Annotated in this window: 11 protein-coding genes; 5 read left to right on the top strand and 6 right to left on the bottom strand. The window is 52.5% G+C overall.

Translation table 11 applies throughout. The annotated features are described in order from the left end of the window. The first annotated feature begins 48 nt into the window (after nt 1-48). Nucleotides 49-1155 carry a glycoside hydrolase family 43 protein gene (locus E9954_RS24575; protein ID WP_136081913.1) on the top strand — a complete coding sequence of 369 codons (1107 nt, stop codon included), beginning with the start codon at nt 49-51 and terminating at the stop codon, nt 1153-1155. A gap of 78 nt (nt 1156-1233) precedes the next feature. Here the strand turns inward: E9954_RS24575 and E9954_RS24570 are convergent, their stop codons facing one another. The 6 genes from E9954_RS24570 to E9954_RS24545 all read right to left on the bottom strand — a co-directional run bounded on the left by E9954_RS24570 (nt 1234) and on the right by E9954_RS24545 (nt 13065). Beyond that, nucleotides 1234-4317 (bottom strand): glycoside hydrolase family 2 TIM barrel-domain containing protein, encoded by a 3084-nt coding sequence (locus E9954_RS24570; RefSeq protein WP_136081912.1) that lies wholly within the window; start codon nt 4315-4317, stop codon nt 1234-1236. A 4-nt stretch (nt 4318-4321) separates the two neighbouring features. Continuing rightward, nucleotides 4322-6319, bottom strand: coding sequence for a beta-galactosidase (locus E9954_RS24565; RefSeq protein WP_168442576.1), 1998 nt, complete (start codon nt 6317-6319; stop codon nt 4322-4324). Between the two features lie 11 nt (nt 6320-6330). Next, nucleotides 6331-7872, bottom strand: a complete 1542-nt coding sequence (locus E9954_RS24560) for a sulfatase family protein (RefSeq protein WP_222847305.1) — start codon at nt 7870-7872, stop codon at nt 6331-6333. A gap of 173 nt (nt 7873-8045) precedes the next feature. Further along, nucleotides 8046-9467 carry a hypothetical protein gene (locus E9954_RS24555; RefSeq protein WP_187357967.1) on the bottom strand — a complete coding sequence of 474 codons (1422 nt, stop codon included), beginning with the start codon at nt 9465-9467 and terminating at the stop codon, nt 8046-8048. Beyond that, the gene (locus E9954_RS24550; RefSeq protein ID WP_168442575.1) at nt 9464-11095 is read right to left on the bottom strand and encodes a right-handed parallel beta-helix repeat-containing protein; all 1632 of its coding nucleotides are present in this window, start codon (nt 11093-11095) and stop codon (nt 9464-9466) included. The genes E9954_RS24555 and E9954_RS24550 overlap by 4 nt, the downstream gene beginning before the upstream one ends. Nucleotides 11096-11127: 32 nt before the next feature. Then, nucleotides 11128-13065 (bottom strand): family 78 glycoside hydrolase catalytic domain, encoded by a 1938-nt coding sequence (locus E9954_RS24545; protein WP_136081909.1) that lies wholly within the window; start codon nt 13063-13065, stop codon nt 11128-11130. Nucleotides 13066-13208: 143 nt separating this feature from the next. Between E9954_RS24545 and E9954_RS24540 the strand changes: the two genes are divergently transcribed. The 4 genes from E9954_RS24540 (at nt 13209) to E9954_RS24530 (ending at nt 16831) form a co-directional block, all read left to right on the top strand. Beyond that, a protein-coding gene (locus tag E9954_RS24540) for an IS3 family transposase (RefSeq protein ID WP_136081908.1) occupies nt 13209-14383 on the top strand; the annotation gives its coding sequence in 2 pieces (ribosomal slippage) (nt 13209-13473 and nt 13473-14383; 1176 coding nt in all). Between the two features lie 206 nt (nt 14384-14589). After that, nucleotides 14590-14736 (top strand): hypothetical protein, encoded by a 147-nt coding sequence (locus tag E9954_RS32745; protein WP_168442574.1) that lies wholly within the window; start codon nt 14590-14592, stop codon nt 14734-14736. 584 nt (nt 14737-15320) lie between these two features. Next, the gene (locus E9954_RS24535) at nt 15321-15914 is read left to right on the top strand and encodes a type IV toxin-antitoxin system AbiEi family antitoxin domain-containing protein (protein ID WP_136081907.1); all 594 of its coding nucleotides are present in this window, start codon (nt 15321-15323) and stop codon (nt 15912-15914) included. Next, complete coding sequence (locus tag E9954_RS24530; protein WP_136081906.1) at nt 15911-16831, top strand: nucleotidyl transferase AbiEii/AbiGii toxin family protein; 921 nt, start codon at nt 15911-15913, stop codon at nt 16829-16831. The genes E9954_RS24535 and E9954_RS24530 overlap by 4 nt, the downstream gene beginning before the upstream one ends. Nucleotides 16832-17026: the final 195 nt, after the last annotated feature.

Here is a 17026-nt window from a genome sequence, read left to right as displayed (position 1 = left end):
AACCAGGCTCTTTCCGGAAGCCGGCCGGAGCCCATACCTTAAACGATTATGAACTACAAATACTTCACCCCCGGATCCATCTGGAACGACACCGACGGAACCCCGATCAATGCCCACGGCGGCGGGTTGCTTTTTCACGACGACACTTATTACTGGTATGGGGAACACAAGATTGAAGGCACCGCCGGAAACGTGGCCATGGTCGGCGTGCACTGTTATTCCTCCCCCGACCTGTATAACTGGACCGACGAAGGCATTGCCCTGACCGTATCGGACGATGAACACAGCGAGATTGCAAGAGGCTGTATCCTGGAACGGCCGAAAGTGATCTTTAATGCCAAGACCGGAAAATTTGTAATGTGGTTTCATCTGGAACGCAAAGGGGAAGGCTATTCCACGGCCCGCAGCGGCGTTGCAGTGGCCGATAGTCCGGCCGGACCGTTCACCTTTAAACACAGCCTGCGACCCAATGCCGGACACTGGCCGGTCAACGTAACAGAAGACCAGAAAGATCCGGAATCCATCGCCGCCGCCCAGGCCCGGGATCAAGAGTTCATTGGCGAACAAACCCACCTTCACCAGCACTACAATCTACTGGGCTCTCATTATGAAGGCGGGCAGATGGCCCGGGACATGAACCTGTTTGTTGATGATGACAGCAAGGCCTATCATGTCTATGCCTCAGAGCACAACGCCACCCTGCATATTGCCGAGCTGACGGATGATTATACCGGCCATACCGGGAACTATGTGCGCCTGTTCCCTACCCGCTTCATGGAGGCTCCGGCCCTCTTTAAACGGAAGGGGAAATATTTCCTGTTGGCTTCGGGCTGCACCGGCTGGGCCCCGAATGCCGCCCGCTCCGCCCTCGCCGCCGACACCCTGCTCGGTCTCTGGACCGAACTGGAGAATCCCTGCCACGGTACTAATCCGCAAAACAACCTGGGGCCGGAAAAAACCTTCGGCGCACAAAGCACCTATGTCCTCCATATACACGGGAAAGAAGATGCCTACATCGCCCTCTTCGACATCTGGTGCCCGGAAAATGCCATCGACGGCCGCTATGTATGGCTGCCGCTCACGTTTGATGACGAAACCCGCTATAGCATTCACTGGCATGACCAGTGGGATCTATCGCTGTTTGATGCCGGGTAATAGGTAGGGATCTGTGCCCCACAGGTCAGCGCACATTTCCCGTCCATAAAAATGGCCGCTTAATGATAACGAAGTTTTTTATCTGGATCCGGCAACCGGGACCAGGCGATAGCGGTAGGTATAGGTGCTGTTGAGCAACCGATGCTTATCCAGTGGCGGCGTTTTCCAGGAATTAATCCCGCCGACTCCGCTCTGCGCCGCATCGACATGCAGGTAGATCGAGTCCGAGCGTTTCATCTGAAAACTATACTTGGAATTCCGCATGGTCTCCGGACTGTAGAACCGAGCATCGATTCCAACCGGTCCTCCTTCGGCAGCCACGAGCAGGCCATGTCCTTCGTCATCGGTAAACGCCGCCCAGCGGACATCCGTTTTGTTTCCGTTTTCCTGCGGGCGTGAATAGTCGATCCACTGCTCATCCACCGTTCCGGCGTAGCGGCTGATCAACTCAAAGTTACGATCCATATAGGTTTCGCCACCGCGACCGAACCATTCCATATTTTCCAGCGTACCCGCCAGCTTCCACTGCATACCTGCCCGAAGCGGCGGGCCGATTTTTTCAGGCAGTTGCGAAAAGTCAAACGACGCGTCAACCACGACCGCCCCATCGGGATAAACCGTATAGACTGCGGCAAAACTGCTTTTCACCGTCGGCAGCATCTTGCGAACCGTGACTCTGGCCACGCCGTCCGCGTTTTCAACGCTCACGCTTTCAACCCGCGCCTTCCCGCTGGCAGTATGGAGCGCCGGATTCACTTTAGGGTTCTTGCCGATATCATTGTTGACCAATGCGCGGGAGATTTCAGGGAGGCCGCCGCCGACTACCAGTGCCCGCCCGCCGGCCTTATATGATGCCAACGTGCCTGACTTTTTATCAAAAACAACTTCAAAATCCCTGCCCGTTACAACAAGGGCCTGCTTCGATTCATCCACCGAAACCGTTCCCTTGGCCGGAACATAAACCGCCGGGGTTCCAATCGGCAGCTTAAACTGGTCCCAGGCCAGCAGGTGTCCATCCTGAACCAGCGGATGATAGGTTGGCTTCGCGCAAAACTTCACGATCAGAAAATATTCTTTTCCGGTTTCCGGAGTCAGTTCAGGAAGATCAAGATGCACCGTTTTTTCCGTGTGCGGCGCAATATTCAAATCCGCAACTGCACCTTCCGCCACCTGAACGCCATCGGCTTCAATAGACCATTTTCCGGTAACCACATCAGACAACGCCGAAAAATCAAACCAGTTCCGGATATTCACGGTCCCCGCCGAAAGATCGACCGCTGAAACATGAACATTGCGCTGCAGCCATTTCATCGCATAGGTGCCCGGGTGCGGCACCTGTCCCGCACTGACCAGACCATTCATGCAGAAATTGCCGTCCGTAGGGATGCCGGCCGGCGTCTCAAACCAGCCGCCATAGGCATAGAAGGTTTCCTTTACCGGCCCTTTTCCGATGGTTCCTTTAAACTCTTCCGGCACCGGGATACGAATCCCCTGGTCCATCCAGTCCCAGACAAATCCCCCCTGCGCCGTATTATCTTCATAGAACAGGTCCCAGTATTCCTTTGCACCACCGTTCGAATTTCCCATGGCATGCATATATTCGCAGATGATGAACGGTTTTTTCCAGTCGCTTTCCGTGTACGTGCGGATTTTGGCGGCGGAGCTATACATCGTGTTAATAATATCGGTATTTTCGCGATCTTTTTCTGTGCGTTCGTAATGGACCGGGCGCGTCGGATCATTGGCTTTCATCCACTGATAACAGGCCGCGATATTTTCACCGTCACCGGCTTCATTCCCAATGGACCACGTTATAATCGACGGGTGGTTTTTATCCCGTTCAACCATACGTTGAACACGGTCCATATGTGCAGTTTTCCACTCTGGCTGCTTGGCCAGCGACTCCGCCCCATAGTCCATACCGTGCGATTCAATATTGCCCTCATCCCAAAGCATGATCCCGTATTCATCACACAGGTCATACCACATCGGCATATTGGGATAGTGGCAGGTACGCACCGCATTAAAGTTGTTCTCTTTCAGCAGCTGGATATCGCGGATCATGGATGCACGATCAATGGTGTGTCCGGTATCGGCATGGTGCTCATGACGATTGGCCCCTTTGATCAGCACCGGCACGCCGTTCATGCAGAAACGGCTGTTGATAATTTCCGTCTCACGGAAGCCGACGCGCTGCGGAATAATTTCAAGCACCTTGTCGTCGGCATCGTTCAGCGTTAGTAAAAGCGTGTAAAGGTTCGGCGACTCAGCCGTCCACTTCCGGGGGTTGGATACTGGATGCACGATACGGGATACAGGATGCGCCGTTTCTTTTTCCAATACAACCTTACCGTTTTCATCGAGTAGAACTACGCCGACCGATCCGTAGGTTCCGGTAATGTCCAGCTCTATGGCGAGCTCCGCATTGTCATAGTTTTCATCAAAATCAGTGACCACCGTGAAATCACGGATGTGCGTTTTCGGAGTACTCCACAGATAAACGTCCCGATAGATGCCGGACAGACGCCAGAAATCCTGATCTTCCAGATAGGAGCCATCGCACCAGCGGTACACTTCGACCGCCAGCGTATTTTTACCGTCCTGCAAATACGGCGTAAGATTAAATTCCGCCGGAGTGCGGCTACCCTGGGAATACCCCAGCTTTTTCCCGTTCACCCACAGATAAAAAGCTGACTGAACGCCATCAAAAACAATAAACGTATCGCGCCCTTTCCAATCCTTGGAAACTTCAAATTCGCGGCGATAGGAGCCCACCGGGTTCCACTCCGTCGGCGCATGGGGAGGATTCTTTTCGAAGGGATATTTTATGTTGGTGTAAATTTTGAGGCCGTGCCCTTCCATCTCCCAATTAGCCGGAACCGGAATCGTCGTCCAGTCGCTCACATCATACGCCGGTTTATAAAAGTCGACCGGCCGATCGTTCGGAGAGCGTGTCCAGTTAAACTTCCAATCCCCATTAAGCGACTGAAACCATTTTGATGCCGTGCGGTCATACTGAACCGCCTTTGCAGCATCATCATAAACCATCATGGTTGCCCGCGGGGCCTCCCGGTTTACCTGAAGGATGGATAAATCATTCCACTCCTGAGCCTGTGCACTGAGCGCCAAACCGGCCATAAGGGATATTAAAAAATGTTTCATTATTTCACTCCTTCTCCAGAGTTTTTCTAAGGGGGTACATTTCGTCTGTCACCGTCCGGCAGGCTTTCACCATTTCCGGATACGGGGTGTCCGTTACATCAACAAAACCAATACGATAATTCTCGCCGTCTTTCCGGCCGGTCAGCGGCTGGTCCGAAAACTTGAACCAGTGCGATCCGACGATCAGCGGATTCTTCACTGCTTCCCGCGTATAGTTGCGGAACAGTTCAGAAACATGATCGATATCCATACCCGAACACAGGCCACTGCCCCACATCCCCCGTTCCGTCACGGTTCCAAAGTGATATTCACCGATGATAACCGGCGCATTAAAACCTTCCGGCGGCTCAAAACAATCCGGCGTGTAGTCATAAAAGTTAATGCTGACCACATCGGCATATTCACTGCAGATATTCAGTGCGGTCTGATTTTTCGAATGATTAATGCGGCTGCCCAGATACAGTTTATCCGGCGCCCCGGCGCGCATGGCCTCCCGGCAGATCGAATAATATTCCCGATACCATGCCTCGCTGAATTCCAGCATATCCGCATGGCGCTGTTCGCTCCATTTCCCTTTAACAGGAGCAACCGCATCCCAGTCCGTAAAATCGGCATTCCATATCTGATTCAGCTCCTCAATCGATGCATACTTTTCTTTCAGTTGAGTAATAAACACCTTACGGCTCGCATTCTCCACCCCCGAAAGCAGTGCCTTGGTTGCCGGAGTGGCCGGTTGGTGAAAAGGCAGTTCATTATCAATAAAAAAGCCGATGCACCACGGATCAACCGCTTCTTTCGGGAACTTTTCCACGGCGTTGAATACCGCCGAACGGTAATCCTCATGAAACACATCCGGCAGGCTGCTATGCGCATGCTCATCCGGTTCATGCAACGACGGACGGCGAAAGTGGACGGCAACCACATAAGGGGTTTTCTGAAGGCTGTAAAAATCCGGACTGCTCCAGTTCCCCAGCGTATTCATGCCCCACGCACGAAGTCGTTCATGAACAAACCGGGGATACTCGTCGCGCCATTCTTCGCCGAATTTTATTTTCAGGTTACTCTGACGCGGGTTCCAGTTTCCAACACCCGGCGTTTTGGTTTTGCCCAAACCCAGATTAAAGCCTGTGGCACCAAACGACCAGAATGGACGGCCTTCCGGATCCAGCAAATACCAAACCCCGTTTTTTTCCAAGGTTTGGAAATGGCCGTTCGCCTTGAACTGTTCATCACCCGTCCAACCGCCATACTTCGTGCGGTTTTCCAGGGTCTGGAACTTTTCCAACCATTGGAGCTCAGCTCTATGGGCAGTCGAAAAATCTTCATCTGATTTGATCTTAAATTTCCAATCCGCCTGTCGGTTCTGGCCATATTTATCCGTCGCGGGCACATAATTATTTTTCAGCTCGTCCATTGCGGGCAGATAAAAATCGACGGCACCGCGCAGGTTGGAAACGGTACAGTTCACGGCATCCGCATCTGTAAAAAACTGTAACTGCACGCGGTTGAGTAACGATGCATTGATCACCCGCCAGCTCGTCTGCTGATGCCCGCCGGGATAGCCGCGCATTCGGTCGAATAACTTTTTCAGCTCCTCCGTCCGCTCGCCGACTTCGCCCCGGATAATTAACACAGGAAGTGTTCCGGTTACCCCAGCAGGAATGACGACCGCCCCCTTGTTGGTTCCCCAACCCTTATTTTTCTCGGATGAAACCTCTGCTCGAACCAGCACGGGTTCATCACCGCGATTTTCGACATCAAGCAGAAGCCAGAGTTTTTCTGAACAATTCCAGGTTTTTCCTTCCGGACGAATAGTCGCTTTTAGCGAAGTACCTTTTTCCGGCAGGGCGGCCTGGATGTGTCCATCCTCAAAATTGACCACCCGCATCGGCAGCTTCAGCGGACGCTGATCTTCCAAGGGCTGGATCATTTTTTCCGCACGGCACAGGGTCGTTGCAAACAGCAACGCCAACCATGGGAGTAGACTCAATCTGAAGTTCATACTATTCATCTTTACTTCAACGAACGGATCCCGCCGCTCTCAACCATTTTCTTCAGTTGCTGTTCCATTTCATCGGCCACTTCAGGATACTCCGCAATTACATTGGTGGTTTCCGAAGGATCCTTTTCAAGATGGTAAAGCGATCGCTCAATCGCCGGGCGGCCGTTGGGCCATTGAGGCTGAGACGGTTCGATATATTTCCAGTCGCCATTGCGCAGGGCCAGCCCGAAGGATTCCTCGATCATATATTCCTGGCCCACCTCATCCTTGCCGAGGAAAGCATCCAATGTACCGCGGCTGTCTGCCGCGTCATCTTTGGCCAACGGCTGATCCAGCAGGTCGGCAAATGAAGCCAGCAGGTCGATCTGATTCACTAAGGCATCCGATGTTCCCGGCTGGATTTTCGCCGGCCAGCTGACTATGAACGGAACCCGGGTGCCGCCTTCATAAATCTGGTATTTTCCACCGCGCCAGATGCCGGAACCATCATGTCCCTTTTCTCCTTCCTCTTCAGAGCAGAGGACGGTGGTGCCGTCTTCATAGCCATCGTCATAAACCGGTCCATTGTCGCTGGAAAAAACCACGATGGTATTTTCCGTCAAACCATGCTGTTCAAGCGTTTTCATGATTTCGCCGACGGTCCAGTCAAACTGCACCATGGCATCGCCGCGATAGCCCAGTTTGGTTGCTCCACGGAAACGCGGATGCGGCACACGCGGCACATGGATATCCTGCGAAGCAAAGTAGAGGAAGAACGGTTTCTCTTTGTGGTCTGCGATGTAGCTCTTCATTTCCTCCACAAATACATCCGAGAGCGTCGCATCGTCCCAAAGCGCGGACTTTCCGCCCGACTGATAGCCAATACGGCCGATGCCGTTGATCACGCTGTTATCATGACCATGCGTGCTGGGATAAAATGTCATCGCTTCACGATTGGTCCGGCCATCCGGATATTGCGTACTCCCCGGTTTCTGGACCTCTTTCAGTTTATTCCCGACATAGAGCGGGTCTTTTGGGTCCAGACCGATCACCCGGTGATTACGCATCAGCACACAGGGTACGCGGTCGTTGGTGGACGGCAGCAGGAAGGAATAATCAAACCCGACTTCCAGCGGACCGGGTTTTACATCTCCATTCCAGTCGACCGGCGTTCCCTTTTCTCCAATGCCCAGATGCCATTTTCCGATCACGGCCGTCTGATAGCCTGCTTTTTTAAACAGCTTGGGCAGGGTCAGTTTATCCGTCGGAACAATCAGCGGAGCATTTGGCGGAAGCACCCGCGCATTGTGGCGGAACCCATGAATCCCTGTAAGCATGGAAAAACGAGAGGGTGTGCAGGTGGCGGCTGAACAGTGCCCATCTGTGAAACGCAACCCCTGTGCCGCCAAACGGTCAATATTCGGGGTAGGAATCTTTTCCGAACCGTAGGCGCCTACATCGCCATATCCGACATCATCGCCGTAAATAATGACTACATTCGGTTGATCGGCTGCCTGAGCCAAAACCGCCAGCATTCCCGCAAGCCCGATACCCATTAAAAATCTATTTCTCATAAAATACCCAAGTTATTTATGCAGTACAACTTATGCAATACACAGTTATTCCACGATTACAATTACCCCTGAATCTATCTCAGACCCCCGAAAAAAACATCTGGTGAAACCTACAGGTCTGCCGATAAGACCACTCATTCCACAAAACGTCATCTTCAACCTCTCAAAACACGCTACTTCAAAACGACCCGCCTGTAGGGAGAAGAAATTGCGGTTTGCAGTCTTCTTCCCGGCGCTTCAACGCGCTTCCAATGACTCGAAAAAAGATCAACGCTTGCCGCCCCATTCCGGACCGGAATACGTCCGGACCAGCATGTATTATCCTCATCCCATTCCATTTCCACCCAGTTTTCATCGGTCATCAACTGCTTCAGGTAGGCATCCGACCCTTCCGGCGGACGGTCAAACATCCAATACAAGCGCCCTCCTTCGGCCGATTGATTTTCAGGAAACGTTGTGGTCACAACCACTTCGTCATTTTCACGATGTATTTCCATTTCCGGAACCGGAAGTAAGGAATCGGTCTTACCGGGGAAGAAGTGATGCAGCAGCAGCGCTTCACGATTCTGCACCCCTTTTATAGTGCCGGGATGGTTGCCCTTTTTCCCATGGCCGGAATTGGGTGGGTAAAATACCGGAATTTCCGGATAGTGCTCCCCGCCCCAGGCCACATCAAAACAGACAAAATCATGTGTCCCCGGCTCAAACAACAGGGCCGCGCCGCGTTTTTCCAATGCCTGGAAATTTTTGGAGATAAAGACCGCATCGGCCATTTCTCCAGCTAATTGCTCCAATTCCGCCCAGCTTCTTCCCAGTCGGAGCGCATCCTCGTTATACACCGGGCCATACGTTCCACCGAGGAAGCGGTGCGGGCGTTTGACGCCGGCCTGTTTATTGTAGTCCCGTAATCTATTCCAGGCCTTCGAATCGCAAAGACGCAATGGAGATTCCCAAAGCGGCGAAACCGTGCCATGTTGGGCAGTGATGCGTTCATCATGAATCAGGGCCACCGAGGGAGATGCCCCGTTTTTAGAGCCGCCGGAAACGGCTACTTTCCCCATCTCAAAATGAACTTCTTCAGCATACGCCGCTGTAATCGCCCGCATCAGTGAAGCCGGCCATCCCCAATACTGAATCGAATATCGGGGATTCAGGGTTTTCAGAAAACGCGAATACATTTCATTACCCAGCGTCTTCTGTCCCCAGGAGCCCGGTTCCTGCACAATCGTATGTACAATGCCGACACCACCCTCCAGCAGTTCTGCCTCTAAACGATTGAGTGCGGCATCGCCCTCAAATCCTTTCAGCTGATGTCCACCCGTCAGCCAGAAACCTTTTGCTTTCGTGTCAGCAGGAACAATCAACCGCACCGGCACCCGATAATCCTGACCCGGCCAGAGTTGGCCGACGCTGATCGTCATCACTTTTTGCCGGGTTTCCATTTTCCCGGAAACGGTATGCCAATCCTGCTGAACATCCTCTTTCAATGTGGAGGCATCACGGATTTCGGTCATATCGAAAAGGGCAGGAGCTGCAAATCCCGTCACCGTCCAGAACAGTCCTGTAATCACCAGTGTCCGAAGTATACCGATCATTTCCCTGCTCCCAGCGTTGGCGTTCCGCGGGAAAGATCAATCGGATTGCCGAAATAATCCTCGGTGGGATATGGCGGCAGATGTTTGAAGACGCCCTTCCCAGCGCCGGGAATCGGAGGACCGGCAACGGGAACACCGGCATGTTTCGCCGGACTGTTTACAGCAAGCCGAAATCGTTCAGCACCTTCCCCGCTGCCGGAAAACATCGGTTCAGCCATCACCGGATCAGAATCCATATCGGTAAACTCCGAATTGATTCCTCCGGAATATAAGTTGTTTTTCAGAAAAAGCGGTGTGTCGTTGTTTTTGACCATCACCCGTTTTCCGCCGATTTCACCACCGCCTTCATTCACAAAGAGATTGTTGTAAATAAAGGTGTTCTTTGCATTCATTTCAATGGCGGTACTGAAATCCCGATCCATGAAAACCGTATTATTGTAGATATAGGAATGCGTGCAGTGATGTTCTTTTTTTCCGGGGCCCACATTATTGATCCACAGCGTATGATTGCTGCTGCCCCAGTTCGGATTATCACGCCACCCGTCGTTCACACTGATGTTGAAGCGATACACTGCATTGGAATTCCCGCCGAGAATTTCAACAAAGCCCCCTTCGCAATCTTCCATGTAATTATACTGCACGAAGGTATTGATATTTTCATGGTCAATATGAATGCCGTGGGAATCCAGATAGCCCCGCGTACTCAGGCAGGTGTTGCGCTGAATGACCGTGTTCACACATCGCCAGGTCCACACCGAACTGCCCCGCCCCGGCATGCGGGAATCTTTGCTGGAGCCCGGATGATTAAACAGATTGTTTTCGATAAGACAGTTATACGTGCGAATCGGAAGCACACTGGTTCCTCCCAGATGATGAAACTCATTATTTCGGACGATCACATTTTCATTGTGATTGATCGGATCACGCGCCCCGTCCTGACTTCCACTATGTTTGATATGAATACCCAATCGCTGGATATCACTGAACAGGCAATCTTCAACCAGGATATTGCGGATGTTTTTAGGAGGATGACCCCTCCGGTTTCTGGAGGATGAAAACCGAATACCGGCCACTTCAATCCCATCAAAGTCATCCGGATTCAGCATGGGCTTCACGGCGTAAACATTCTTAAAAACCATGTTACGGACGATGATATTTTTCATCACCCGGCCTCCGGTATTATGAACATGCAGGCCATAGGCATCATCATCCTTTACACCGGACCGCGAACGGGTGCGTTCATTCTGAATCTCGAGTCTGTCAAAAACAATATTATCGTTGTTCAGCACATAGACCGCTTCCTGAAAATCACCCCCGTCCGAATGACCGGTTATGACCGGAAGTGGACCTTCACCATAGGATGTAATCCGAATGGGCTGATCTTTCGTTCCCGACCCATTCAGCACAAAACGGCCATCAAAGCGGTCATTCTTTTTGAAATAGATTTCATCACCAGGCTTCAGCTTCGTGCTGTTGATTCGGGACAAACTTTTCCAGGGACTGGAAGGCGTACCCTCTCCCGAATCATTTCCGCTTGAAGAACTCAGATAATATGCCGTTCCACTGGCAATCAGGGGGCTTGCTGAAAACAGCAGGCTTATAAGCTGAATCGATATCCAATGTTTCATTCTATAACCTTCATTCAAGCATTTAGCCATGCTTACCGCTCCACCACAACACGGTAGGTACCCGGCGACAGCTTCAGATACGGCCCTTCAAAGGGCGTCCTCTCTCCGTTAACCAGCATATGCCGGCTGTCAGAACGGCCTAAACCGGCTCTGTCCAGAGCCACTTCCGTCTCTTCCGGGACTGTCAGGTTTAGCTGAATGGATGAAGCATCCGCTTTCCATTCAACCGTGATCAATCCGCGGGGTGTCGGCACAGAACCTTTGCGATGAAGAATACGTTCTGACGCATAATAGTTAAGTTTGACCCGTTGCATGCCCGGCGACACCGCCTTGATACCCAACAGGTATTCAGTCATGAGCGCCGGTGGAAATGCACTTTCCGTCTGAGCATCGCTCCGACCGGCGGGGAATGGTCTACGTTTCCCGCTACGGCCGGTGGCATCCAGCCACCACTCTTCCCATAACGTTCCATTATGCTCTTCTTCCAGCATAGGGTTGAAGCGCTCCTCCAGCAGGGCAAACGATTCATCGATAAAACCGGCCTCACACAGCCCTTTGTGCAGAAAATACGACATCGCGGGCGTTACCATAATCGTGCCGTCATCATGTTTCACAAAATCGCCGGTTCCGGCAGCCAGCAGCTTTTCAGCAATGGCCTTCTGTTGCTCAGGCGATGCAATCCCCATCGCCAGCGCCATGGCATTGGCATGTTCACTGAACAGGTCCGAATGCACTCCATCAATCATGGCATCGCAAAACAGGCTGCGATCTTCTACATAAAACTCCGTAAGCCCTGCTCGCATCCGCTGTCCCAACGCCGCAAATGCACCGGCATCGTCTTCGCCGAAAAACTGCAGTACGGCAGCAAAATCCTCCACCGCGCCGAGATAGTGTCCATTCAGGCAGAAGTTAGCCCCGCGCCGGTCCTGAACGACATGGTCGAGCCAGTAGGGATACGGCGGCGAATCAATCAGACCGTCTTGATTAGAGTAGCCGGCAAACAGTTCCATCAGCTTGCGGGCCGCCGGCAGCAGCGCCCGCACCGTCTCTTCATCCCCCGAATGGATCAGGTATTGATGCAGGCCGCGGATCCAGAAACAGTTGGAATCCAGGATCACCATAAAGTCTCCTCCATGGCGCGGCGCGTAGGCCGGCATCATTCCGTTGGCCAGCTGCTCCTGGGCAATCTGGATCAGATAGCGCCGCTGTAGCGCGGTATCACCAAAAACCGGATAGTTTCCGAGACAGGCATAATAGGCGGTCTGGGCATACTGGCGGCGCTCGCGGTAATTGTCGGTATACGCGTCACTCGTACAGACCCGGATGGTTTCCGCCGAAGCATGCCATATCATTTCAAGTTCTGGAGCAGACGGGATGTTCACTGAACCCTGCTCAACAAAAGGATAAGCACTGCGACTGATAGATACATCATGTAGTACAGCGTCCTCAGCTGCCGTGCGGAACACCACCGCCAGCCAGCGCACCGGCTTTTCGTAAAAGGCGGTCCATTGATCCCGCTCCCCGGAACAAATCAACCGGTCGGTGTAGCGGGAGGCCGCAATCGTCTTACGGATTTCACCGCTCAGCAGATACGGTACCGACATAATATCAACCACCGTTCCTTCCGGGGCCTCAATCTCCAGCGACGGACGGCCATAAAGGACCTGCCCCACATCATAAATTTCAACACGGCATTGGCCGGCGCCCTCAACGTTAACGCCCGGGGTAACCGGCGAACCAGCCGCGATATGACCTTCCATCAAATACGGAATATCCCGTTCAACCAACGTCGTCCACGGAGGAACCAGATGGCCAGGTCGCTCATTTTTCTGCGGACTGGGCCAACCGACCGTACGTTTTAACACAGTGGCTTTTTCCCAATCGCTGTCCTCATAATCCAGCGTCATCCAGTCCCAGAATGCCATACGAAAATCTACATCATCACATCGTTCGGGATGAAAGCGTGCCATGAGCGGGGCATCATTATTCCAGCTCGGGTCTGCCGATACCTTCCAACTTGAATCTGTATGTATCGCTTCTGACGTGCCCCCTTTAAAGGAACCCACTCGCAGAGTTAGTTTTCTGCGGGTATAAACCTGATAAGGAGGGCAAGATGCCTATTAAGAAATACACGACGGAACAGATCATCGGATTACTCCGAGATGCCGAGATCCTGCTGGCCGAAGGTAACACGGTGGCCATGGCCAGTAAGAAGCTGGGGATCGCCGAACAGACCTATTACCGCTGGCGTAAGGAATACGGAGGCATGAAGGTCTCCCATGCCAAGCGGCTTAAGGATCTCGAAAAAGAAAACAGCAGGCTGAAAAAGCTGCTGGCCGAAGCTGAGTTGGATAAAGCGATCCTGAAGGAAGCCGCCTCGGGAAACTTCTGACGCCTGCCAAACGCCGGCGGGCGATTATTCATATACGGGATAGCTTCGGTATAGACCGGATCTCTGAGCGCCGGGCATGCCGGGTTCTTGGACAACCCCGCAGCACCCAGCGCAGGGAACTGAGGATCAAAGAAGATGAACCTATGCTGGTGCAGGAGATGATTGAACTGGCGACACAGTACGGCCGCTATGGTTACCGGCGTATAACCGCCATGCTTCGGCATCGGGGATGGAAAGTGAATCATAAACGGATCGAACGGATGTGGCGACGGGAAGGGCTCAAGGTGCCGTCTAAACAGCCCAAGCGGCGTAGACTGTGGTTGAATGACGGATCATGCGTGCGGCTGCGCCCCTCGGGAAAAAACCATGTATGGAGTTATGACTTTGTACATAGTCGTACCCATGATGGTCGGGCGTTCCGGATACTCAATATTATCGATGAGTTCACCCGGGAATGTCTGGCGATCAAGGTGGCGAGGAAACTGCAGAGCAAGGATGTTCTGGAGGCGCTTGGAAAGTTGTTCATTCACCGGGGCATTCCTGGATACATTCGCTCAGACAACGGAAGCGAGTTCATAGCCGTGAAACTGCGTGAGTGGCTGCAGAAGCTCGGAGTAAAAACGCTCTACATCGAGCCTGGCAGCCCGTGGGAGAATGGATACATCGAATCCTTTAATGGCAAGATGCGGGATGAGCTTCTTAATCTCGAAATCTTCGATACGTTGAGGGAAGTGGAGGTTCTGTGCGAATGGTGGCGTCAGGGATACAACACGGTCAGACCGCATAGCTCGCTGGGCTATCGGCCTCCGGTACCGGAGGCCGTCAGACCCCGGCCGTTGGCCGTGGTGCCACTGCGCTCCCCACCAGCTGTTGACTTAACCCAAATCCTAACTTAAAACGTGGACTCGCATATGGGGGCACGTCAGCGGGGAGAGCCGATCTGCGGCTACCGCGCATATGAAGATCTCTATGTCTCTGTCCGGGAGGGGCGTTCCCTTGACTTTATCCTGCCGTCGGACCCGCGTTGCTGCGCCCACCGCAATCTGCATGACAGCGTTACCTTTCGCCCTACTGCTTCGGCAACGAGGCGGAAACCTCCCGCTTGCCGGCCGAGGATCTGATGCTGCAGCATCGGGGCGTATTGGAAACGCTGGAACTGAAGCAGGCCCGTCCAGAGGACATCTTCCTGCTGAACCGACTGGCCAAGCTACTGATGGAAACAATCGAAGGCTTCCTCTCGAGGAACTGACTTTTTTGCCCGCCATTACGGGATCTACGGATCGGCATCGTGCTTGCCGTTGATTCCCCCGCGTTGGGTGCGGCCAAAATCTTTGCCACTTCTTTGCCACTTCTTTGGTCAAAGATCGGGTTTTTGCGTAAAATATCAGGGGCTATCAAGGAGAGGGACGAAGCGCAAAATATGTACCAAACCCCTGTAAACATTGGACAAGATGAAACAAAAGAGTGGTGGGTCCGGAGGGGCTTGAACACCCCGACCAAGAGATTAACAAGCTCAAATCCGAGAGTCACTGAAAACCATTATTGATCCGACACCCCTTCCAAAAGCTTCAATGCTTTTCTATTGTCGCTTTCCAGTTTTTGAAATGGCAGTTCGCAATACGGCGGCGGCTTCTGCGGGCGGGGCTACCCCGAACGTAAGCATGCTGGGCATGTTGCGTTGGAGGGCTTGTTTTAACTGGGCGCGCTGGGGTTTGAAATAGTACTCCATAACGATCTCAACCGCGGCCGTCATCATCACTTAAATTTAAGCAGAACCAATGTTTGCCAATCCAAGTTACTTATGCATATATACCTTGGAAACGGAAAGATGTAATGACGCGAACAGAACAGATACTGAAACTGGCAGACCAGAGGGGAATTATCCGTCCGCGCGATGTTGAGGCCGCCGGCATCCCGCGTGCCTACCTTTCAATACTGTGTAAATCCGGCCAACTTGAGAGACGCTCCAGGGGGCTGTATGCGCGCATCGACGCGCCAATAACCCAAAACTACGAACTGGAAGAAGTCGCCAAGCGCATTCCAAGCGCCGTATTCTGTCTGCTGTCGGCCCTGTCCTTTCACAACATCGGAACCCAAAGCCCACATGTCATCTGGATCAGTGTTCCCAAAAGCACATGGAAGCCGACCGTCGAATACCCGCTTAATCTCACCTATGTCACAGGAACCGCCTACTCGTTCGGCATACAGGAACATATTGAAAACGGGGTACCTCTAAAGGTCTACAGTCCGGCAAAAACCGTCGCGGATTGTTTTAAATTCCGCAACAAAATCGGCATGGATGTAGCCCTCGAAGCTCTTAAAGAAGTCTGGAGGGATCGAAAAGCCACTGCCGATGAACTGGTCGAAGCCGCAAAAGCCTGCCGTATGTATAATGTAATGCGCCCTTACATGGAGGCCATTGTATGAGCAACCCCACTCCCAGCAACCTTGCTCACTCCGTTTTCCAACGCCTGCGCAATTATGCAAAAGAGCATGGAGAAGACTTCAACCGTCTGCTTTCCCGCTATGCCATGGAGCGCTTTCTTTACCGGCTTTCAAAATCGGAGCATTCGGAAAATTTCGTCCTGAAAGGCGCCCTTCTTTTCATGGTCTGGGAACCGGACTATGGCCGGCGCAGCACCAAAGACATCGATCTGCTCGGCTTCACGGAAAACTCGCTCGACAACCTGACAGCCATCGCCCAAGAGATTTGCAAGACCCATGTTGAAGGGGACGGTATCGAATTTGACAGCGACAACATTCGGGCGGAACGGATTAAAGAAGATGCCGACTATGAAGGCGTCCGGATTCGGGGGTTTGCATTTATCGGGCAAAGTCGCATTCCAATACAAATCGACATCGGATTCGGCGATGCGTTGGTTCCCGGTGCTATTGAGGCAACCGTACCCACCCTGCTGGACTTCCCTGCTCCGGAACTGCGGTGCTATCACCAACTGACCGTAATCGCCGAAAAATTTGAGGCGATGATCAAACTGGGCGAGCTCAACAGCCGCATGAAAGATTTTTACGATGTCTGGAATATCATCCAGCATGAGGAAATTGCCGGAGAAGAACTGCAAAAAGCCTGTGTTGCCACCTTTGAACAGCGCGAAACCCCGCTCGACCTGAACCCTCGTTTCTTTTTAGAAGAATTCCCGGAATCATTCGGGAAAGAAGAACAATGGGCCGCCTTTGTCCGCAAGCAGGAACTTGAGGACATCGCTCCAGCCAGCTTTCGAGAAGTAATCCGTATTCTTCACGGTTTCTTCCGTCCAATGGTAGAAGCCCAACTATCCGGCGAGCCGTTTTCTTCAACATGGGCGTCCTCGGGCCAATGGCAGTAGAGAGCATGTAATATTTTACGCAGCTTCCGCGAAAAAGAGAAGGCTCCGGAAATGTCACTGGTGCTCTGAAACACCGGTGTTTCGATCAACGCCTGGAGCCTTTTGACGACCTCTTTGGGAGCAATACCCATAAACCCGTATGAAAGATGCTATATATTGGAACCAATATATCTGACTCTATTGCTTTATCCGCTG

This window comes from Pontiella desulfatans (assembly GCF_900890425.1).
GTDB classification, from domain to species: domain Bacteria; phylum Verrucomicrobiota; class Kiritimatiellia; order Kiritimatiellales; family Pontiellaceae; genus Pontiella; species Pontiella desulfatans.
This window is presented reverse-complemented; position numbering and strand designations above follow the sequence as displayed.

What these genes read in the sequence shown, in the direction of transcription:
- E9954_RS24565 (WP_168442576.1), bottom strand. Translation starts at nt 6,319, where the DNA reads ATGAACTTCAGATTGAGTCTACTCCCATGGTTGGCGTTGCTGTTTGCA.
- E9954_RS24550 (WP_168442575.1), bottom strand. Translation starts at nt 11,095, where the DNA reads ATGAAACATTGGATATCGATTCAGCTTATAAGCCTGCTGTTTTCAGCA.
- E9954_RS24535 (WP_136081907.1), top strand. Translation starts at nt 15,321, where the DNA reads ATGACGCGAACAGAACAGATACTGAAACTGGCAGACCAGAGGGGAATT.
- E9954_RS24545 (WP_136081909.1), bottom strand. Translation starts at nt 13,065, where the DNA reads ATGGCACGCTTTCATCCCGAACGATGTGATGATGTAGATTTTCGTATG.
- E9954_RS24555 (WP_187357967.1), bottom strand. Translation starts at nt 9,467, where the DNA reads ATGATCGGTATACTTCGGACACTGGTGATTACAGGACTGTTCTGGACG.
- E9954_RS24575 (WP_136081913.1), top strand. Translation starts at nt 49, where the DNA reads ATGAACTACAAATACTTCACCCCCGGATCCATCTGGAACGACACCGAC.
- E9954_RS24560 (WP_222847305.1), bottom strand. Translation starts at nt 7,872, where the DNA reads ATGAGAAATAGATTTTTAATGGGTATCGGGCTTGCGGGAATGCTGGCG.
- E9954_RS24530 (WP_136081906.1), top strand. Translation starts at nt 15,911, where the DNA reads ATGAGCAACCCCACTCCCAGCAACCTTGCTCACTCCGTTTTCCAACGC.
- E9954_RS24570 (WP_136081912.1), bottom strand. Translation starts at nt 4,317, where the DNA reads ATGAAACATTTTTTAATATCCCTTATGGCCGGTTTGGCGCTCAGTGCA.